The following is an 18,990-nucleotide window of genomic DNA, read 5'->3' on the forward strand; positions in this document are numbered from 1 at the left end:
GTCTCGCAATTCCGGCTCATTCATGCTGCTCTGGATCGTGTGGGGCGGCGAGGGACTCCCGGAGGTGATCGTTTCGGTCCGGCGGGGTAAGTGTGGGTGCGTGTGATACTTCGTCGGGTGAGGACAACACGTTCGAAATCATGTGGAACGGTCCCCGCGCAGTGACCGTTTTCGTCCGACTAGTTCGACTAGGAGGTACGACGCGTGGCCTCCGGCCCCAGCGAACCGCCTCGGCGACCGCCGGGTGACGACGACCCGCGTTCCGAGGGCACGTCGGAACCGCACTCTTCCCCAGAGCCCAGGATCAGCCATTCCCCGCCCGGTCCCACCGACGACCGGGCCAGGGGCTTACCTCTGACCTCCCCGTGGGGCATGCCGCCGTTCGCGGCACCGGTGCCGGACGAGGAGCCGCAGGAGCCGCCCAAGGGGCGCATGCCGTACAGCTCGCCGACAGCGGAACCCGAGGCCGAGCCGCGTCGCCGGGCGCGACGCGTCGTCAACCGGCCGGACAAGCTCGTGGCCGGCGGCCCCCCGAGCACACCCACCGACGCCGAACGGCCGACCGAGTCCGCCACGCACGAGTCCGCCGCGCGCGAGTCTGTTGGGCGGGAGTCTGCGGCGCGCGAGAATGTGGCGCGCGAGTCCGCCGCGCGCGAGTCCACCGCGGACGAGGCTGCTGGGCGGGAGTCTGCCGGGCGCGAGTCGGCCGGCCGCGAGTCCGCCGCGGGCGAGGCCGTGGGGCGTGACGCCGCGGCGTGGGAGTCCGCTGGCCGCGAGTCCGCCGCGCGCGAGTCCGCGGGGCGCGACGCCGCGGCGTGGGAGCCTGTGGCCGGCGAGTCTGCCACACGGGAGTTCGTGGAGCGGGAGCGCGCCGCGCGGGAGTTCGTGGAGCGGGAGCATGCCGCGCTGGAGTTCGTGGAGCGGGAGCGCGCCGCGCAGGAGCCGGAGGCGTCGCCTCGGCGGGACCCGCGTACGATCCCGTACCGCTTGGTAGTCCCCGCCAAAGAGCCCACCGAGCAGCCTGCCAGGGCGGAAGAGCCGGAGGGACGGCGGGAGGACGAGCCGGAGGTGCGGCGGGTCGGGCGGCCGCCGGCCGGGCGGCCGACGCGGCCCGACCTCCTGGTCGCCACGGGCCCCCCGCGCCCTCAGGGGTCGAGCGGCCGCCATCACCGAGGCCCGGCCCCGGCCGCCGTACGCAGGTCCAGTCCGGTACGCCGGGGCAACCGCACCGCCCCGATCGTCCTGACCTTGGCCGCGGCCGTCCTCGTGGCCGCCGGCGTGCTCGTGTGGCAGTGGACCGGCGAGGAGGCCCCCAGCCTGCGCCTGGAGGCGGGCACCGGCCGCTCGGGGGATGAGCTGTTCACCGTGCCCGCCTCGGGCGACGGCACCAATCAGAAGCTCAACGACATGACTTCGGTCGGCCGCGCGGTGGTGGCGGTCGGCAGTGACACGACCGGCCCGACCCCGCGCCCGCTGTTCCTGTTCTCCCCGGACGGTGGCAAGAACTGGCAGCTGGGTCAGGTGAGCGGCGTTTCCACCCCCACGGTCCAGCGGGTGGTCGGCGGGAACGGTCGCTGGCTGGCCAGCGGCGGCGACGGCCAGTCGGGCGAGCGTGGCCTATGGACCAGCACCGACGGGTTCAGCTGGCAGGCCGTGGAGGCGGCGGGGTCGCCCGCGTTCCGGGCCGGCGACCAGATCCACGACATCGCCATAACGGCGTCGGGATTCGTCGCAGTTGGGCGCGCGACGGGGGACGACGGCGCGATCGGGCCGGCGGTCTGGCGTTCCGGAGACGGCCGCACGTGGGAGCGGACCGACAGCACCGGGCTCGAGGTGAGGGAACTCAAGGCGGTGGTCGCCAGGGGCGACACCGTCGTGGCGATCGGGCACCCCGCGGAAGGCGAGGGTTCGCGGGTGGTCCGATCGGCCGACGGCGGGCGCACCTGGCAGGCCACCGGCTTCCAGCTGCCCGAGGCGGCCGATTCGCGGCCGGGGACGCTGGCGGTGCTGCCCAAGCGGTTCGTGCTGGTGCCGACGCGGCACCGTACGGTCACGGGAGACGTACGCGTCTACTGCTCCCCGACCGGGGCGGAATGGTCGCAGTGCGGCTCCATCGGCGGCCTGAGCGGCGAGAGCGTCGGCGTGGAGTCGCTGATCTCCTACTCTGGGGGCATCGCCGCGATCACACAGGCCGGCCTCGGCCGCTACACGGTGCTGACCACCGCGGACGGGCGCGCCTGGGCCAAGCGGACCGACCTCGGTAACCTGCAGGGCGCGACGTTGCGCGGGTTCACGATCTCCGCCGGCGGCACCCTGTTCGCCGGCGGCGACCAGGCGGTCACCGACGTCGACAACCAGCTGGTGCTCATGTCCGCGCCCCCGCGTGGGCAGGCCTCTCGGGTGGCGCTTGGCGATGTCGAGGGCCTGACGCGCATCGCTCGCGAGACCACCGGCATCACGAGCTTCGCCGGCCGGTACGTGGCCGTCGGCTCGGCCTCGGGCGACGCAGGCCTGTGGACGATCAAGAACTGGCAGAGCTGGAAGTCCATGAGCCTCGGCGGCCCCGGCAGGCAGCGGCTGGAGGACGTGGCGCACGGCGCCCGCGGCTGGCTGGCCGTCGGCGGCACGGAGACCACCGTGTCGATCACTGATCCCCTGCTGGTCACCTCGAGCGACGGCGAGAGCTGGAAGAAGGTGGACGTCTCAGGTGACCTGACCCGCCGCTCCGACCGTCCGTACCTGGGGACCCATGTGGTGACCGCGGGCAAGAAGGGCTACGTGCTGGCGGGGGAGGACCGCGATCAGGCGGGGACCGCGAGCGCGGCCATGTGGTTCACCACGGACCTGCGCAAGTACACCAGGTCGAAGAAGCTGCCGCAGGGCGGCTCCGGCGTGCGCATCCACGACGCGGTGGCCACCGCGGACGCCTTTGTGGCGGTGGGCGGCTCGGGGACGGCCGACGAGGAGCGCAGCGTGGTCTGGTACTCCGAGGACGGGGTCAACTGGAGTTCGCGCACCCGTGTCGCCCCGGCGGACGCCACGTCGGCCGGGCTCCGTCAGATCACCGCCTACCAGGGCAAGCTGGTGGCCATCGGCACCGCGCTGACGGGCGGCTCGCGGCGGGCCTTCGCCGCCGTCTCCGACGATGAGGGCGCGTCGTGGCAGACGGCCTGGCTGCCCGCGGACCAGGCGGCTGCGGTGCACGACCTGGCCGCGACGGAGGAGGGTCTGGTGGCGGTCGGCTGGCACGGCGTGCCGGGGGAGGGCGACAGCGCGGCCTGGACCTCGCAGGACGGCCTGTCGTGGAACCGCATGGCGCTGACCAGGGACCGGCTGGCGGGCCAAGGGATGCAGTGGCTGACGGCGGTGGCCGTGTCGGGGACGGAGGTCGTGGCGCTGGGGCGGTCGACGACGTACAACGCCGACCACCTCATCCTGTGGAGCTCGAACCTCACGTCAAGCAGGTAACACGCCCCAGTCGGTCAGCGCGTCGAGCAGGCCCGCGGACAGCGGCAGCCGGGCCAGCTCGTCCGCCGTGCACCAGCGCACGTCGGCGGCGTCGTCCCCGGCCGTGGGCACGCCGCCGGCCACGGTCGCCAGGTAGTCGCGGATCACGTACGTGACGCCGCCGGGGCCGGGGCGGTCCACCGAGCCGGCCAGGCGCCCGACCTCCACGTGCAGGCCGGTCTCCTCCAGGACCTCGCGCCGCACGCCGGCGGCGTCGCTCTCGCCGGGCTCCAGGCGGCCCCCGGGGATCGACCACAGGCCCATGCCCGGCGGGTGTCCCCGCTTGATCAGAAGGATACGGCCGGCGTCGTCGACGACGATCGCGCCGACACAATTTACGCGCACATGGCCAAGATTACGACGGGATAACGAGATGCGGCCTTGACGGGGGCGCACCGGAGAAAGCACCGTGGGTAGTTGTGAGAGCGGCTCCAACCTGCCCACGGTGTTTTGGCCCGCTTCACGGGCCGAGCGCGTGGTCTAGTGCGTATCGATGTGACACGCACGGTGACGTCCTGCCCTATCAGCCTCCGTGGCCGCCGACCAGCACGGCGCTCGAGGCGATGCGCAAGAGCTCCGTGGTGCCCGTGTGGCTGCCGTGGCCGTTGCCGGCCGGCTGGCTGGTGACCGGCTTCGCGGAGGTGGGTGATCAACGAACCGGGGCCCGTGCCAGCGTCGTGGCGCTGACCGGGCCGTCGTTGATGGAGGGGCCGGCCGACATGCTCGTGGTCGCCGAGGAGCCCGGCATCGGGCTCGGCGCGGCCTTCGCGGGGCTGGGCGGGCCCGACCCCGGCGAGGGATTCGACTCCGGCCCGCCGAACGCGAAGATCGAGGTGCTCGGGCACCCTTGCCCGCTGTGGTTCGTGGACAACGGCCAGAGCGACCGTGCCGTCTACGCGGGCGAGGCGCTGGGCAACTGGCTGTGGACGATCTGCTGGCCGGCCGATGCCGGCTGCATGATCGCGCTCGCCGAGCTCTCGCTGATCGACGCCCGGGATCACGACCTTGACGTACCCTTTGGCGCGTTCTCCCCCAGACTGGAGGATTAGCAGGTCGCGTTGTCAGGCAGACCGACTAGAGTTCGGAGACGTGACAGCGCGTATCGAGCGAGTGGTGACCGAGGGCGTCGTCGACATCGACGGCACCGAACACAAGGTCGAGAACAACACGTGGATCGTGGGCGACGATGACGAGGTGATCGTCATCGATCCCTCCCGCGACTCCGACAAGATCATGGAGCAGGTGGGCGAGCGTGAGGTGCTGGCCGTCATCTGCACGGCGGGCCTGCCCGACCACGTCGGGGCCGCCATCGAGGTGGCCAGCCGGGACGAGGCCGTGGTCGCCCTGCATCCCAAGGACAAGCCTCTGTGGCGGGAGACCTGGACGGAGACCTGGCCCGACATCGACATGGAGGACGACGGCATCTTCGAGGTGGCCGATGTCCAGCTCGACGTCATGGAGACGCCGGGCGTCACCTCTGGTGGCGTGTCGCTCTACTGCGAGGGGCTCGGGGCCGTCTTCACCGGCAAGGCCCTGCAGGCCGACGGCCCGGGCAAGCTGGGCGGCGAATATCCCGCCCTGGCCGACCAGCTGACCTCGATCGGCGGGCGGCTGTTCACGCTGCCCCACGGCACGCGGGTGCTGGCGGTCCATGGGGACGAGGTCACGATCGGCGACCTCGAGCCGCACTTCGACGACTGGGTCTCGGGTTCGCTGACCCGCGTCGAGACCGAGGGCGGTGACGAGGACCCGCTGCCCGACGGCACCAAGGCCTCCGGGATCAAACTCAACCCGAGCGACGACTAAGGCGAGGGAGTGCCGGCGCCCGCCTTACGGAGTGAGGCCACATGAACGCAGTGCAGCTTCCGCTGGAGGGCATGCCGCGGCGGCTCTACTCGTGCACGCCGTCGCGGTTGAACGCCTGGCTGGACTGCCGCCGCCGCTACAGGTTCACCTACCTGGACCGGCCGGCACCGTCCAAGGGACCCGCCTGGGCGCACAACAGCGTCGGGGCGAGCGTGCACAACGCGCTGGCGGGCTGGTGGCGGGAGCCGTACGAGCGAAGGACTCCGCTGACGGCGGCCATCCTGCTCACGAACGGGTGGATCACCGAGGGGTTCAGGGATGCCGAGCAGTCGGGGCGGTGGCTGGAGCGCGCCCGCGACCTCGTGTCCGGATATGTCGCGACATTGGATCCGTCTGATGATCCAGTCGGCGTCGAGCGCACCGTCGCCACCCGTACCAAGGTCATCGCTGTGTCCGGCCGCATCGACCGGCTCGACCGGCGCGGGGACGAGCTCGTCGTGGTCGACTACAAGACCGGACGCCGGCCGCTCACCCAGGACGACGCGCGCTCGTCGCTCGCCCTGGCCGTCTACGCCGTGGCGGCGTCCACGATGATGCGCACGCCCTGCCGGACCGTGGAGCTGCACCACCTGCCGACAGGCGAGATCGTCGAGTGGCGCCACACCGAGGAGTCCCTTGCCCGGCACCTGGGGCGGGCGGAGGATCTTGCCACGGAGGCCGCCGCGGCCGACGAGCGCTACCGGGAAGCGGTCGCCGCGCCACCGTCCCGCGGCCGCGCTTCCGGCGCGGCGCCGACCCGGCCCGTGACCGCTCCAGGCGGGAATAGGGCCGCAGGCGGCCGCTCCGCGACCACGCCAGGCGGGGCTGCTGCGGGAGGTGGCCGGTCCGCGACCGCCCCGGGCGGGGCTGCGGCGGAAGGCAGGCGGTCCTGGGGCGCAGGGGGCGGCGAGTGGCCGTCGGCCCCGGTCGAGCGGCCGGCCGTCGGACCCGCGGCGGTGCCCGCCGAGATCGACGAGCTCTTCGCTCCCAATCCGGGCCCGATCTGCTCATGGTGCGACTTCCGCCGCCATTGCCCCGAGGGCCAGGCGGCCGCTCCCGAGCGCCGCCCTTGGGATGCGCTGGCGGAGTAGCCGGGCGGGGAGCCACGCACCGCGTCAGGCGCGTAGAACGTTAAGTGACGCCGTTTGCTCACTGAAACAGTGGTTATGGAACTTCTGTGACACGCGTGGAGCGCTTACCCGCGGCGGTGGCCCTGGGCGCGTTGTTCAATCCGCTCAACTCTTCCATGATCGCCGTCGCGCTGGCCGACATCGAGGCCGAGTTCCACGTCGGGGTCGCCGCCGTGACGTGGCTGGCCGCCGGGTTCTACCTGACTGGCATCCTCGTGCCGCCCGTGATGGGCACGCTGGCCGACCGGCTCGGCCCGCGGCTGGTGTTCTGCGCCGGGCTGGTGACGATGGCGGTGACCGGCGTCCTGGCCGCGCTCGCGCCGACGTACCCGGTGCTGCTGGTGGTGCGGCTGCTGCAGGCGTTCGGCAGTTGCGCCACGATGCCGGCGGGGATGGCGATCGTGCAGGCGGCGATGGCCGGTGAGGACGGGCGGCCACCGCCGCGTGTGATCGCGACGATCTCCATGGTGCTGACCGCGAGCGCCGCCGCCGGACCCGTGCTCAGCGGTTTCCTGATCTCCTTATGGGGATGGCGAGCGATTTTCCTGGTCAACGTCCCGCTCGCGGCACTCGCGCTCACCGTGGCGCTGCGCTGGCTGCCCAAGGTACGCGTGGACGGCCCGCGCCGGGCCGTGCTGCCCCGCCCGAACCCGCGCCTGCTGGCGACCTGCGGCGAGTTCGCGCTGGTCAACGTGGTGTTCTACGCGGCGTTCTTCGCGGTGCCGCTGTGGGCGCAGCGCTCGGCCGGCGTGCCCGCGCACATCGCGGGGCTGCTGGTGCTCCCCATGGCCGCGCTGGCGATCGTCATGACGCCCGTGGCGGTGCTCCTGGCCGCCCGCGCGGGCATGCGTGCCGTGCTGGTGCTGAGCGCGGCCCTGCTGCTCGCCGGCTCCTGCGTCATCCCGGCCGTGGGCCCGATCGGCCTGGTCCTGGTGGCCGTGTCGCTGCTCGGCGTGGCCTCGGCCTTCAGCCAGTTCGGCCTCAACTCGCTGGTGTTCGTGCACGCAGGACCGCGCGACACGGGAGTCGCGGTGGGGCTGTTCCAGGCCTCCAGGTACGTCGGCGCGGCGACGGCGTCGTCCCTGCTCGGCGTGCTGTTCGAGCAGGCGGGCATGGCCGGCACCGGCTGGACGATGATCGCCGTGTCGGCGGTCGTGCTGGCGGGCGGCGTGCTCCTGCCCGTCAGGCAGCCAGCGCCTTCGGCCAGCGGCGAGGATCGGTCAGGCCCTTGAGCCCTTTGCTGACGTCGTACCCGGCCGCGCCCAGCCGCTCCCGTGCGGCCTGCAACATCTCCCGCGTGGCCGGCATGAACGCGTGGTCGTGCACGGGCTCCGGCAACGCGTTCATGCCCAGCCGGAATGCCTTCAGCCCGGCCGTGACCGTGGCCCGGGGCACCTCGGGCAGCGCGCCGTACATCCGCCTGGCCCAGTCCGGCAGCGTGAAGTAACACAGCGCGCCGAACGGAAAGTATGCGGGCTTGCCGGCCGACAGCAGCCTGAGCTCCTGCGGCAACCGCGGCCACAGCAGGAACCGCACGGTCGCGGCCGCCTCCTCCGTCACGCGCAGGCGGGGCCGCATCTGCTTGAAGTACGCCTCCATCTCCGCGCACGTGCCCGGCACGTCCTCGGGATGAAGGCCGACGTACGCGGCGCTCTTGCGCTGCTCGGACAGGTAGGCGTCGGCCTGGCGCTCGGTCAGCCCGAGCCCGCCCCGCCTGGCCACCTCCAGGTACGACGACACCTCCGCGCAGTGGACCCACAACAGCAACTCGGGGTCGTCCACCCGATGCGTGCGCCCCGTGTCGGGATCGTGGATGCGCAGCGCCTTGTGGATGCCGCGCACCCGCCGCCCGATCTCGTCGGCCTCCTCGGGACTGCCGAACGTCACCCGCCCCACGAAATCCGCGGTGCGCCGCAGCCGCCCGAACGGGTCCTCCTGGAAGCCGGAGTTCTGCCAGACGCCGCGCATGGCCAGCGGGTGCAGTGCCTGGAGCATGAGGCCGCGTACCCCTCCCACCCACATCGAGCGGTCGAGATGCACCTGCCAGGTCGCACTCTGCGGCGGCTGGACGACGATTTCCTGGATGCTCGCCATAGTAAGTGCATAATTACATGGCATTGGACCTTGTGTCCAAGAAGTGCTTTTCGGCGGTGTTCCAGAACGTGACCAGGGCCGTGGCAGTGGTCTCCGGCGCCTCGACGGCGGGGGAGTGCACCGCGCCCGGCACGACCACACACTCGGCTCCGAGCCTGGCGGCCATCTCCGACTGGGTCTCGGGAGTCCAGCCGTCGTCGTGCTCGCCGTAGAGCACCAGCGTCGGCACGTCGACCTGGCGCAGCTCGTCGGTGCGGTCCCCCATGCTCAGCACCTGCTCGGCCATGCACACCATCCCGGTCGGCGAGTTGCTCGTCAGGCGCCGGTGCAGGAATGCCAGGACCTCGTCGGGCACGTCGACGGCCAGCGCCTCCGGCTCGAACTTGTGATGCCACAAGTGCTCGATCCCCAGCACGGGCAGCTCTTCCACGATCTTCCTGCCGTTGACCGCCCGGAGGCCCTCGACGGCCGCGGGGCCCGAGCTCATCAGCGTGTAGGAGGCGAACCTCGTCCGCCCGTCGATCACGGCCTCGCGGGTCACCAGCCCGCCGAACGAGTGCCCCACCAGGTGCATGGGGTCGCCGCCACCGATCACCTGGCACAGCGCGTCGACGTCCGCGCCGAGCGCGGGGCAAGTGTAGGCCTCGGGGTCGTCGGGACCGGGGGTCTCATACTGGCCGCGGAGATCCACGGCCACCACCCGGCGGCCCGAATGGGCGAGCGTCATCAGGACCGCGATGAAATCCTCCTTGCTGCCGGTTAGGCCGGGCACGAGGAGCGCGGGCCAGCGCTCGATCACACCACTCACCGGAAGCGCCTCCAGGGCCGCGAACGTGCCCTGTGGCGTTTCGATCTTCTGTGGTGTGACGCCAGGAGGCAGGTCGAGGAATCGCGGCGTACTCACGTGAGGCAACAATACCCAGAGGTCAGCGCATCGACACCGGCAAGGCCCTTACGCAGGTGGGACCTCGGAGGCGACGCGACGGACGCCGACCGCGAGATCCCGGCCTGCGGGCGGCTCAGGCGCCTGTGGAGGGCTCTGCGCGCGCGCATGGTCCCAGGGCATGCCTCGACGGGGCGCAGGCGGTGTGGCGCCGCGTGAGGAGCACGTACGGCCGCTCGCCGGTCAGGCGGACTTGCGGGCCTTGCGCTTGGCAGGGGGCTTCTCTTCTTCCTTGGCCTTGCCCGAGGCGGCCTTCTTCGGCTTGGCCGGGGCGGCGCCTTCGCGTTCCCGCTTCGCGGCCTCCACGCTCGCCCGCAACGCCGCCATGAGATCCACGGCCGGGCCTGCCTCCTCCTCGACGGGCGGGGCTACGACCTCCTTGCCCGCCACCTTGGCCTCGATCACCGACTGCAGGGCCTCACGGTAGCTGTCGCGGTATTCGCTCGGGTCGAAGTCCGCCTCCATCGTGGTGATGAGGGACTCGGCCATCTTCAGCTCCTGGGCCCGCACCTCGATGTCCTCCTCCAGGAACTCGAAGTCGGGCCTGCGGATCTCGTCCGGCCAGAGCATGGTCTCCAGGACGAAGACGCCGTCCCTGACCCGCAGGGTGGCCAGCGACTCCCGCTGGCGCAGGGCCACCTTCACCACCGCCACCTGGCCGGAGCTCTCCAGCGCGTTGCGCAGCAGCACGTAGGACTTCGCTCCCTGCGCGTCGGGCTCCAGATAGTACGACTTGGCAAAGTAAATGGGGTCGATCTGTTCGGCGGGCGTGAACTGCAGGACGTCGATCCTGCGGGACGTGCTCAGCGGCAGGTCCTCGAAGTCCTCGTCGGTCAGCACGACAACCTCGCCCGAGGACAGCTCGTAGCCCTTGGCGATGTCGGCGTAAGGGATCTCCTCGCCGTCGATCGTGCACACGCGCTTGTAGCGGATGCGCCCGCCGTCCTCGCGATGCACCTGGTGGAAGGTCACGTCCTTCTGCTCGGTCGCCGAGTAGAGCTTGACGGGGATCGTGACCAGGCCGAAGGAGATCGCACCCTTCCAGATGCTGCGCATGGTCGTTCCTCCGCTCTCAACGGCTCGGCACTGGGCACATACCCGGCATGGGGCAACCAATGCCATACCCAATCGAACCAATGCTCGCCGTGGCTGGAGAACTACCCTCCGATCGCGAGCGGTATGGCCTCGAGGTGAAGTGGGACGGCATCCGCGCCATCATCCACCTCGACGGCGGGATGAGGGTGACCGGGCGGCACGGGGTCGAGTACACGCGCCGGTACCCGGAAATTTCGGGGTTCGGGCTTAAGAACGCGATCATCGACGGCGAGGTCGTGGCGCTCGACCGGCGCGGGCGGCCCAGCTTCATCCGGCTGCAGCACCGCATGCACCTGACCGACCCCGAGCCGGCCATGCTGGAGCTGTACCCGGTCACGTACATGCCGTTCGACCTGCTCTACCTCGACGGGATCCCGCTCTTCGACCTGCCGTACCGGGACCGGCGGGCACTCCTCGACGAGCTGGACATCGGCGCGCCGCCCTCCTTCCCCGGCGACTCCGACCTGCTCTCCGCCACGTACGAGCAGGGCCTGGAAGGCGTGGTCGCCAAGCGGCTCGACTCGCCCTACCGGCCGGGCACGCGCTCGCCGTGGTGGATCAAGGTGAAGAACCTCAGCACCAGGGAGGTCGTGATCGGCGGCTGGAAGCCGGGCAAGGGGCGCCGGGCCGGCGGGATCGGGTCGCTGATCATGGGCGTGTTCACGAGCGAGGGGCTGATGTACGTCGGCCACGTCGGCACCGGGTTCACCGACGCCGTGCTCGACGAGCTCTACCAGCTGCTGCGGCCGCTGGAGATCCCGAAGAGCCCGTTCAGCAACGAGGTCCCGTGGCGCAATCATTGGGTTAGGCCGGATCTGGTCGGGGAGGTGGCCTACACGATGTGGACCGACGATCAGCGGCTGCGGCACCCTGTGTGGCGAGGGCTTCGCCTTGACAAGCTCCCCGCGGACGTGTGGAGGTGACGCCATGGCCCAGAAGGTTCCCGTCAAGGTCGAAGGGCGCGAGCTGACCCTGAGCAACCTGGACAAGGTGCTCTACCCGGACTACGGCTTCACCAAGTCCGAGATCATCGACTACTACAGCCGCATCGCCCCCGTGCTCCTCCCGCACATCGAAGGCCGCCCCCTGACCGTCAAGCGCTACCCGAACGGCGTCACCGGCCAGTCCTTCTTCGAGAAGAACGCCCCCGAGCACACCCCCGACTGGGTCAGGCGCGTCACCCTGCCCGTCCCCGGCAGCACCAAGAACCGCGAGACGATCAACTTCGCCGTCATCGAGGACCTGCCCACGCTCGTCTACTACGCCAACCTCGCCGCGCTGGAGCTCCACGTACCCCAGTGGCGCGTCGACGACGACGGCGAGGCGCTGCCGCCCGACCTGCTCGTGTTCGACCTGGATCCGGGGCCGCCGGCGACGATCGTCGAGTGCTGCCAGGTGGCGCTCATGCTGCGTGACATGCTCAAAGCCGAAGGGCTCTCCGCCCGGCCGAAGACCAGCGGCCGCAAGGGCATGCAGCTGTACGCGGATTGGGACTGCCGCGAGGAGCCCTCCGCGTACGCCAAGAGGCTCGCCCAGGTCCTCGCCAAGGAGCACCCGCAGCAGGTCGTCAGTGTGATGACCAAGAAGGCCAGGCCGGGGAAGGTGTTCATCGACTGGAGCCAGAACAACCCGGCCAAGACCACCGTGGCGGCGTACTCGCTGCGGGCGGGGGACCAGCCGACCGTCTCCACGCCGCTGACCTGGAAGGAGGTCGAGGGATGCGAACGTCCGGAGGACCTGGTCTTCATGGCGCCGGACGTCCTCGCCAGAGTCGGCAAACGTGGCGACCTTTTCGGCCGGGCGTAGGCTGGTGCAGTCCGCACCGAAAGGGGGACCAGAAGATGTCGGAGATGGACATCCGCGGGGACGAAGGCCCTTACGACGAGGAAGAGACGGAGTTCTCGGTCGAGACGCCCGAGGCCGACGCGGCCGAGCAGGAGCGCGAGATACGCCAGAACGCCGACACGCTGCGCCATGAGCTGCCCATCGACGTCGACCCCGGCGACGCGACCGAGCAGGATCGCGTGGTCGACCTCGACGACGACGAATACCGGTGACCGATCCGGTTCTTGTGACGGGCCCGGGCTCCGGCGGCGGACTGCCGGTGCCGTCGGCTATCGGGTGCTATCCGGGTGGCGGACGTACACGTCATGGCCGTCACCAAGGTGCGGACACCCTCGCGCACGTAGGATGGCCGCACGACCCGCTGAGAGACCAATGGAGACCCGCGTGACCGCAACCCCGGACGCCAAGCCCCGGGGCACCCGGCTGCCCCGACTCGCCCGCCGCCGGCAGCTGCTGAGCGCCGCGCAGGAAGTGTTCGTGGAAAACGGCTATCACGCGGCCGCCATGGACGAGATCGCCGACCGGGCCGGGGTCAGCAAACCGGTGCTCTACCAGCACTTCCCCGGCAAGCTGGAGCTCTACCTGGCGCTGCTCGACCTGCACGTGGACGACATGGTCAACCGTGTCAGGGAGGCGCTGGCCTCCACCCACGAAAACAAGCTGCGCGTGCAGGCCACCTTCCAGGCGTTCTTCGACTTCGTCTCCAGCCAGGGCGAGGCCTTCAGGCTCGTCTTCGAGTCGGATCTGCGCAACGTGGCGCCGGTGCGGCAGCGGGTGGAGCGGTCGCTGCAGGAGTGCGCGGAGATGGTCAGCGCTCTCATCCAGGAGGACACCGGCTGCACCAGTGACGAGGCCCACCTGCTCGGCGTGGGCCTGGTCGGCATGGCCGAGGTGAGCGCCCGCTACTGGGTGACCACGCACGGCTCGATCCCGAAGGACGCGGCCGAGCAACTCCTGGCCCGGCTCGCCTGGCGCGGCATCAGCGGTTTTCCGCGTACGGCATAACCCGTTCGCTGGGCGCGATCATTTGCGTTTCCCGGGGTGTGAGCGGCCACGATGGAGGTGGGCAAGCCCCGTCGACTAGGGAGCCAGGATGGAAATCAAGATCGGCGTACGCTCCGTACACCGCGAACTCATTGTCGAGACCGACCTCACCGCCGAGCAGGTCGAGGAGGAGATCAGGAACGCGCTGTCGGTCGATCGCGGGATCTTCGCCATCACCGACGTGAAGGGCAGGCGCGTCGTCATACCGGTGTCCGCGCTCGGGTTCGTCGAGATCGGCGAGGACGAGTCCAGGCCGGTCGGCTTCGGCGGCACACTCTAAGGGCTCGGGACGGGGGTACGGGGCCCGCACCGGCGCCCCGTACCGCTCAACCCCGTGAGCGTCGCCCGAGCACGCATCCGCGAGGGGAGTGGCGACGGCGCGGCGGGTGGTCCCGGCTCGCCTCGGTGGCCGGACAGTCCGCGCTGCTTCTTCGCAGGACGGCACGTGAGGTCCAGCGGTTCGGCCCACATCTGGTCAAGGAACTGCCGTAGCGGCGCGAGGCCCTCATGCCAGGCACGCTACAACCCTTCGCGCGCTCGCGCCGCCCAATGAACAGACGATCAGAGGCCCATGGCAGCCATCCGCTTGCCGTGTTCCTCCGTCAATTTCGCGAAAAGTCGGGAAATATCGGCCTGCCCACCGCCGGCCTCCACCAGCAGCAGCGCCAGCTCCGGCCGCGCCGCCGCCACTTGCTGGGCCTGGCTCAACGCCTCACCCACGAGCCGCCGCGCCCACAGCGCCAGCCGCGCCCCCGCCGTCGGATCGGCCTCGATCCCGGCCCTGACCCGTTCCACCGCAAACTGCGACCGGCCCTCGTCCACCAGCACCTCGTCCACCAGGCCGGCGATCGAGGGATCGAGATGCCTGGCCGCCTCACGGTAGAAGTCGTGCGCGATGCCGTCCCCCACATAGGTCTTGACCAGCGCCTGCAGCCAGTTGGCCGGCCGGGTCTGCGCGTGCCAGGCCTCCAGCGGCGCCACGTACGGCGACATCGCCTTGTCGGGATCGGCGCCCAGCTCGACCAGGCGGTCCCGCAGCAGGCGGAAATGGGCGTACTCGGTGACGGCCAGCTCGCTCAAGGCCGCCCGGTCGGCCAGCGAGGGCGCCAGCGTGGCGGCGTCCTCGGTCATCCTGGCGTACGCGCTGAGCTCCGCGTAAGCTAGGACACCGAGTAGGTCGACGACTCCTGGAGACTCCTTCATGAAGGGCAGCGTACTTCGCGAAGCCCCGTGAATCTTCGGGAACATATGCGAGCTCGGCCAGCGTTGTGGTATCGAGTACACTGCTCTGAGAAAGTGCGACCGCACTGTGTTAATTCGGGGACTTCCCTCCGGATACCTCCGCTCCCCGGAGGTCTGCGGTCGCGATGACGCGAGAGGGCTGGCTCTACCGCGAGGACCCACACAACGGGGGCATTTTCCGCCCGTCGGTCCCGGCAGGCCCGCCTTCATTTGAGATTGAGGCAGGCCAAGCTGACGACTTTCCGAGACCTCGGAGTCACACCTGAGATCGCCGATGCCCTCGAGACCGAGGGCATCGTCACACCGTTCCCCATCCAAGAGATGGCGCTTCCGCTCGCGCTGAGCGGACAGGACCTGATCGGCCAGGCGCGCACGGGCACGGGCAAGACCTACGCGTTCGGCATCGCGATGCTGCAGAGCATCGGCAAGCCCCGCAAAAACCGCAAGAAGCCCCGCGGACTGGTCGTCGTGCCGACCCGCGAGCTGGCCGTGCAGGTCAGTGAGGACCTGGTCACCGCCGCGGGCAAGCTCGGGTCCAGGGTCCTGACCGTCTACGGCGGCAGGGCGTACGAGCCGCAGGTCGAAGCGCTCAAGGCCGGTGTCGACGTCATCGTCGGCACCCCGGGCCGCCTGCTCGACCTGGTCAAGCAGAAGCACCTCGACCTGAGCGCGGTCAACTCGCTCGTGCTCGACGAGGCCGACCGCATGCTCGACCTGGGCTTCCTGCCCGACATCGAGCGCATCTTCAAGCTGATCCCCGCAGAGCGGCAGACGATGTTGTTCTCGGCGACCATGCCGGGCGAGATCGTCGCGCTGTCGCGCAAATACCTCAACCGGCCGACGCACGTACGCGCCGAGCACGAGAGCGGCGAGGGCGAGGCCACGCCGCTGACGCGCCAGATCGTGTGGCGCGCGCACCGCATGGACAAGATCGAGATTGTCGCGCGGCTGCTCCAGGCCGAGGGCCGCGGGCTCACCATGGTCTTCTGCGAGACCAAGCGGGCCTGCGACATGGTCGCCGAGCAACTCGACACCCGCGGCTTCGCGGTCGCGGCCGTCCACGGCGACCTCGGCCAGGGCCAGCGCGAGCAGGCACTGCGCGCGTTCCGCAACGGCAAGATCGACGTGCTCGTGGCCACCGACGTGGCGGCCCGCGGCATCGACATCGACGACGTCACCCACGTGGTCAACTACGACTGCCCCACGGACGACAAGACCTACGTGCACCGCATCGGCCGCACCGGCCGGGCCGGCAAAACCGGCATCTCGGTCACGTTCGTGGAGTGGGAAGAGCTGACCCGCTGGAAAATGATCAACCAGATGCTCGGGCTCGACTTCGCCGAGCCTGAGGAGACCTACTCCACCTCGCCGCACATCTACACCGAGCTCAACATCCCCGAAGGCACCAAGGGCGTCCTGCCGCACGCGAGCCGCTCGCGTGTCGGGCTGTCCGCGGAGCACATCGAGGATCTCGGTGAGACCGGCAGGATTCGCGGGCGTGGCGGCCGCCGCCGCGAGGAGCGCGAGGAGCGGGAGCGCCCTGCCCGCACGCCGCGCCAGCGCCGCCGCACCCGCGGCGGCAGGGAGATGGCCGATCAGGTGGAGACCGCACCCGATCTGGTGGAGACCGCACCCGTCGAGACCTCGGAGGTCGAGCTCGTGGATGCCAAGGCGGAAGAGATTCCCGCGATCTTCTCAACGGACGAGATCAAGGCCGCGGCCACCGAGCCGAGGCGCACGCGTACGCGGAGGGGGGCGGCTACGTCAGCGATCGAGCAGGCGCTTGGCGAGGCCCCTGAGGCGCCCGTCAAGGCCACGCGCTCGCGCAAGGCCGCAGACGACGACGCCGTCGCCGTGGCGGAAGCTCCGGCGAAGAGCACCCGCTCCCGCCGGACGACCGCCGAGGCGCCGGCCGAGGGCACCCGCTCCCGCAAGGTGACTACGGAGGAGGTGCCGGCCAAGGTGACCACGGAGGCGCTGGCAAAGACGACTACGGAGGAGCCGGCGAAGGTGATCACTGAGGCGCCAGCCAGGGTGACCACGGAGGCGTCGGCGAAGGCGACCACGGAGGCGCCGGCCGAGAGCACGCGCTCCCGCCGCCGCGCCGCCGCCGAACCCGCGGCCGAGGTGCCCGCACCCTTCGTGGAGAAGCCTGAGAATGACCTGGGCTTCCTCGCCACGCCGCCGCCCCCGGCGCGGACGGAGCCGGAGCGGATCATCCCGCCGAGCCCGTTCTCGGTGATCTTCCAGTCGCCGGACCTGGCAACGGACGACGACGACATCGCGCCGTCCGCCGCCAGCGAGCGCAAGCAACAGCGCCGCCAGCCGTCCCGCGGCAACGGCGGCAACGGCGGCAACCGCCGCCGCGCAGGCTGAGGCTGCTGAGGCTCGTCAAGAGGCGCGCATCCCACCAGGGGTGCGCGCCTCCGCGATTTATGGGGAGAGCAATCCCATGCGGCGGGTTCAGCTGCCGTCCCTGTCGGAGTCGACGGAAAGGATGATGGCGCCCCAGTAGCCGTCGCCGTCTTCGACAACCGTCAGCTGCAGCCGATGATCGTAATAGAAATCACCGGTGTTGTACGTGTCTCGCCCTATGTGCTGGGCGTACGGGGCCTGGGACAGAACCTTCCAGTTGAGCGTCTCGTCGAACATCAGCTGTGTGGTCAGCATGCGTGAGCCGCCGATGAGCACCATGGCATGGATGTGCACCGTGCGGCCCGGATACCATCCCGGCCAGATTGTCGTGAACTCCACGACGCCGTCGCCGTCCGTGACTTGCGCGCCGCGCAGGTAGCGCTTGTCGTCGGTAGGGGTCATGTCGGGCCAGGCCCTGTCTTGGGTGATCTGGCGCGACTCAACGTGCTCGATCATGGACCCCCGCTCGCCTCCCGAGTAGAGCCCGGAGGCGTCGCACTGCCAGATATCCACCACCGAGCCCGGCAGCGGCTGGCACGTTTCGCTGTCTTGCACCTTGATGGCGAGGCGCAGGCGTACACCGGGCTTGTTGTCGCGGATGTCGCTGCGGATCATGTCTGCGTCGAGGTAGAAGGGCCCTTTGGACCGGGCAGGCGTGACCGTGCAGGTGCGAGCCTGGGAGAAGAGGTCGCTGTAGTCCGTGACCGCCGTCGCGCCGGCGCTGCGGGCGGTCAGGAGGCCGCCGAGCCCGAGCGAGCCGATGCCGATGTTGGTGATCAGCCGCCGTCGGCTGACCTGCAGCCCTTCATGATCTTGTCTCACTGGGATCGTTCTCCGGCAGATGAGGAGGAGCCCCCCGATGTCTCCTCCGCTCCAGCCGAACCTCTCATGAGATGTAGGGATTTCGCGGGAGGCGGGGCCCGATCAGCTGAAAAGCAGATCAAAAACCTTTGTCGGTGACATGGGGGCCTGCTTGGTGCCGGAGGCGGGCGGCCAGGCCATAGAGTAGGTGCGTGGCAAAGGAGACGGCTGGCCAGCGTCTTAGGCTCGCGCTAGAGATGTTCGAGTTCGGCGAGCGCATGCAACGTGCTCGCCTGCGCCGGATGCGTCCCACGGCCACCGACAAGGAAATCGACGACGCTATCCAGCGGTGGTTGCTTGACCGTCCCGGCGCTCCTCTAGGCGATGCTCCCGGCCGGCAGTCGCGTAGGTTCGCATGAATCGCCTTGAATCCATGCTGCGTCAGGCAGCAGAGGATCTGAATCGGCATGGTCACCCCTGGGCGCTTGTAGGGGGGTTCGCGATCTCTGCGCGGGCCACGCCGCGATTTACTCGTGATATCGATATCGCCGTTGCGGTTGCGGATGACGCCGGAGCGGAAGAGCTGGTACGTCGCCTGCTGGGGGAGGGTTACACCTTCTTCGCCTCAGTCGAGCACGACAACGGGCGGTTGGCCACGGTTCGACTCAAACATACTGCTGATGGCGTGGATGTCCTGGTCGATGTTCTCTTCGCCAGTTCAGGGATCGAGCCGGAGATAGCCGAGGCCGCCGAGTTCCTGGAGGTTGTGCCGGACTTGATCCTTCCCGTTGCGACAACAGGACATCTGGTCGCGCTCAAGCTGTTGGCCCGTGATGACCAATCTCGTCCGCAAGACCTCGCAGATCTCCGGGCTCTCCTGGAAACGGCAACGCCCGAAGACCTCGACATAGCGCGTAAGGCCGTCAGCCTGATCACCAACCGGGGATACAACCGTGATCGCGACCTGCTTATGTCGCTGGACGATCTCCTAACAGATCTCTGATAAGGCGCCGAACGCCGCCTCAGAGC

Annotated in this window: 19 protein-coding genes; 13 read left to right on the forward strand and 6 right to left on the reverse strand. The window is 70.0% G+C overall.

Annotated elements, in window-relative coordinates:
* Nucleotides 1-372 precede the first annotated feature (372 nt).
* The gene (locus OHA25_RS19065; protein ID WP_327588893.1) at nucleotides 373-3,468 is read left to right on the forward strand and encodes a hypothetical protein; all 3,096 of its coding nucleotides are present in this window, start codon (nucleotides 373-375) and stop codon (nucleotides 3,466-3,468) included.
* Here the strand turns inward: OHA25_RS19065 and OHA25_RS19070 are convergent.
* Complete coding sequence (locus tag OHA25_RS19070; RefSeq protein ID WP_327588894.1) at nucleotides 3,457-3,852, reverse strand: NUDIX hydrolase; 396 nt, start codon at nucleotides 3,850-3,852, stop codon at nucleotides 3,457-3,459. The genes OHA25_RS19065 and OHA25_RS19070 overlap by 12 nt on opposite strands.
* A gap of 74 nt (nucleotides 3,853-3,926) precedes the next feature.
* Between OHA25_RS19070 and OHA25_RS19075 the strand changes: the two genes are divergently transcribed.
* The 4 genes from OHA25_RS19075 (at nucleotide 3,927) to OHA25_RS19090 (ending at nucleotide 7,714) form a co-directional block, all read left to right on the forward strand.
* Nucleotides 3,927-4,556 (forward strand): DUF6758 family protein, encoded by a 630-nt coding sequence (locus OHA25_RS19075; protein ID WP_327588895.1) that lies wholly within the window; start codon nucleotides 3,927-3,929, stop codon nucleotides 4,554-4,556.
* 40 nt (nucleotides 4,557-4,596) lie between these two features.
* On the forward strand, nucleotides 4,597-5,313 hold the full coding sequence (locus OHA25_RS19080) for an MBL fold metallo-hydrolase (protein ID WP_327588896.1): 717 nt from the start codon (nucleotides 4,597-4,599) through the stop codon (nucleotides 5,311-5,313).
* Nucleotides 5,314-5,354: 41 nt separating this feature from the next.
* Entirely contained in the window at nucleotides 5,355-6,443 is a 1,089-nt protein-coding gene (locus tag OHA25_RS19085; RefSeq protein WP_327588897.1) for a RecB family exonuclease, read from the forward strand.
* Nucleotides 6,444-6,538: 95 nt separating this feature from the next.
* The gene (locus OHA25_RS19090) at nucleotides 6,539-7,714 is read left to right on the forward strand and encodes an MFS transporter (RefSeq protein ID WP_327588898.1); all 1,176 of its coding nucleotides are present in this window, start codon (nucleotides 6,539-6,541) and stop codon (nucleotides 7,712-7,714) included.
* Here OHA25_RS19090 and OHA25_RS19095 read toward each other — a convergent pair.
* The 3 genes from OHA25_RS19095 to ku form a co-directional block, all read right to left on the reverse strand.
* On the reverse strand, nucleotides 7,665-8,576 hold the full coding sequence (locus OHA25_RS19095) for an oxygenase MpaB family protein (RefSeq protein ID WP_327588899.1): 912 nt from the start codon (nucleotides 8,574-8,576) through the stop codon (nucleotides 7,665-7,667). The two genes, OHA25_RS19090 and OHA25_RS19095, sit on opposite strands and share 50 nt — an antisense overlap.
* 13 nt (nucleotides 8,577-8,589) lie before the next feature.
* Nucleotides 8,590-9,480, reverse strand: coding sequence for an alpha/beta fold hydrolase (locus OHA25_RS19100; RefSeq protein WP_327588900.1), 891 nt, complete (start codon nucleotides 9,478-9,480; stop codon nucleotides 8,590-8,592).
* 222 nt (nucleotides 9,481-9,702) lie between these two features.
* Nucleotides 9,703-10,575, reverse strand: coding sequence for a non-homologous end joining protein Ku (gene ku, locus OHA25_RS19105; RefSeq protein WP_327588901.1), 873 nt, complete (start codon nucleotides 10,573-10,575; stop codon nucleotides 9,703-9,705).
* Between the two features lie 80 nt (nucleotides 10,576-10,655).
* On the opposite strand from ku, the gene ligD (OHA25_RS19110) reads away from it, so the two are divergent.
* The 5 genes from ligD (OHA25_RS19110) (at nucleotide 10,656) to OHA25_RS19130 (ending at nucleotide 13,783) form a co-directional block, all read left to right on the forward strand.
* Nucleotides 10,656-11,537: a non-homologous end-joining DNA ligase gene (gene ligD, locus OHA25_RS19110; RefSeq protein WP_327588902.1), complete on the forward strand. Its 882-nt coding sequence runs from the start codon at nucleotides 10,656-10,658 to the stop codon at nucleotides 11,535-11,537.
* A gap of 4 nt (nucleotides 11,538-11,541) precedes the next feature.
* Nucleotides 11,542-12,420: a non-homologous end-joining DNA ligase gene (gene ligD, locus OHA25_RS19115; RefSeq protein ID WP_327588903.1), complete on the forward strand. Its 879-nt coding sequence runs from the start codon at nucleotides 11,542-11,544 to the stop codon at nucleotides 12,418-12,420.
* A gap of 35 nt (nucleotides 12,421-12,455) precedes the next feature.
* On the forward strand, nucleotides 12,456-12,671 hold the full coding sequence (locus OHA25_RS19120) for a hypothetical protein (RefSeq protein WP_327588904.1): 216 nt from the start codon (nucleotides 12,456-12,458) through the stop codon (nucleotides 12,669-12,671).
* Nucleotides 12,672-12,843: 172 nt separating this feature from the next.
* Nucleotides 12,844-13,464 (forward strand): TetR/AcrR family transcriptional regulator, encoded by a 621-nt coding sequence (locus OHA25_RS19125; RefSeq protein WP_164903935.1) that lies wholly within the window; start codon nucleotides 12,844-12,846, stop codon nucleotides 13,462-13,464.
* An 88-nt stretch (nucleotides 13,465-13,552) separates the two neighbouring features.
* The gene (locus OHA25_RS19130) at nucleotides 13,553-13,783 is read left to right on the forward strand and encodes a DUF3107 domain-containing protein (RefSeq protein WP_305924028.1); all 231 of its coding nucleotides are present in this window, start codon (nucleotides 13,553-13,555) and stop codon (nucleotides 13,781-13,783) included.
* 281 nt (nucleotides 13,784-14,064) lie between these two features.
* Here the strand turns inward: OHA25_RS19130 and OHA25_RS19135 are convergent, their stop codons facing one another.
* Complete coding sequence (locus tag OHA25_RS19135; RefSeq protein WP_327588905.1) at nucleotides 14,065-14,706, reverse strand: ferritin-like fold-containing protein; 642 nt, start codon at nucleotides 14,704-14,706, stop codon at nucleotides 14,065-14,067.
* Between the two features lie 360 nt (nucleotides 14,707-15,066).
* On the opposite strand from OHA25_RS19135, the gene OHA25_RS61405 reads away from it, so the two are divergent.
* The gene (locus OHA25_RS61405) at nucleotides 15,067-17,121 is read left to right on the forward strand and encodes a DEAD/DEAH box helicase (protein WP_442942122.1); all 2,055 of its coding nucleotides are present in this window, start codon (nucleotides 15,067-15,069) and stop codon (nucleotides 17,119-17,121) included.
* 87 nt (nucleotides 17,122-17,208) lie between these two features.
* Here OHA25_RS61405 and OHA25_RS19145 read toward each other — a convergent pair whose 3' ends face one another.
* Nucleotides 17,209-17,982: a dioxygenase family protein gene (locus tag OHA25_RS19145; RefSeq protein WP_327588906.1), complete on the reverse strand. Its 774-nt coding sequence runs from the start codon at nucleotides 17,980-17,982 to the stop codon at nucleotides 17,209-17,211.
* A 191-nt stretch (nucleotides 17,983-18,173) separates the two neighbouring features.
* Between OHA25_RS19145 and OHA25_RS61410 the strand changes: the two genes are divergently transcribed.
* On the forward strand, nucleotides 18,174-18,380 hold the full coding sequence (locus OHA25_RS61410) for a hypothetical protein (RefSeq protein ID WP_442942123.1): 207 nt from the start codon (nucleotides 18,174-18,176) through the stop codon (nucleotides 18,378-18,380).
* Nucleotides 18,377-18,964: a nucleotidyl transferase AbiEii/AbiGii toxin family protein gene (locus OHA25_RS19150; RefSeq protein WP_327588907.1), complete on the forward strand. Its 588-nt coding sequence runs from the start codon at nucleotides 18,377-18,379 to the stop codon at nucleotides 18,962-18,964. The genes OHA25_RS61410 and OHA25_RS19150 overlap by 4 nt, the downstream gene beginning before the upstream one ends.
* Nucleotides 18,965-18,990 lie beyond the last annotated feature (26 nt).

Origin of the sequence: Nonomuraea sp. NBC_00507 (genome assembly GCF_036013525.1) — a bacterium.
Taxonomy (GTDB): domain Bacteria; phylum Actinomycetota; class Actinomycetes; order Streptosporangiales; family Streptosporangiaceae; genus Nonomuraea.

Excerpts from the sequence above, each read along its gene's own strand:
- OHA25_RS19065 (WP_327588893.1), top strand. The coding sequence starts at position 373 with ATGCCGCCGTTCGCGGCACCGGTGCCGGACGAGGAGCCGCAGGAGCCG.
- OHA25_RS19085 (WP_327588897.1), top strand. The coding sequence starts at position 5,355 with ATGAACGCAGTGCAGCTTCCGCTGGAGGGCATGCCGCGGCGGCTCTAC.
- OHA25_RS19095 (WP_327588899.1), bottom strand. The coding sequence starts at position 8,576 with ATGGCGAGCATCCAGGAAATCGTCGTCCAGCCGCCGCAGAGTGCGACC.
- ku (WP_327588901.1), bottom strand. The coding sequence starts at position 10,575 with ATGCGCAGCATCTGGAAGGGTGCGATCTCCTTCGGCCTGGTCACGATC.
- ligD (WP_327588902.1), top strand. The coding sequence starts at position 10,656 with ATGCTCGCCGTGGCTGGAGAACTACCCTCCGATCGCGAGCGGTATGGC.
- ligD (WP_327588903.1), top strand. The coding sequence starts at position 11,542 with ATGGCCCAGAAGGTTCCCGTCAAGGTCGAAGGGCGCGAGCTGACCCTG.
- OHA25_RS19120 (WP_327588904.1), top strand. The coding sequence starts at position 12,456 with ATGTCGGAGATGGACATCCGCGGGGACGAAGGCCCTTACGACGAGGAA.
- OHA25_RS19130 (WP_305924028.1), top strand. The coding sequence starts at position 13,553 with ATGGAAATCAAGATCGGCGTACGCTCCGTACACCGCGAACTCATTGTC.
- OHA25_RS19135 (WP_327588905.1), bottom strand. The coding sequence starts at position 14,706 with ATGAAGGAGTCTCCAGGAGTCGTCGACCTACTCGGTGTCCTAGCTTAC.
- OHA25_RS61405 (WP_442942122.1), top strand. The coding sequence starts at position 15,067 with ATGGCGCTTCCGCTCGCGCTGAGCGGACAGGACCTGATCGGCCAGGCG.
- OHA25_RS19150 (WP_327588907.1), top strand. The coding sequence starts at position 18,377 with ATGAATCGCCTTGAATCCATGCTGCGTCAGGCAGCAGAGGATCTGAAT.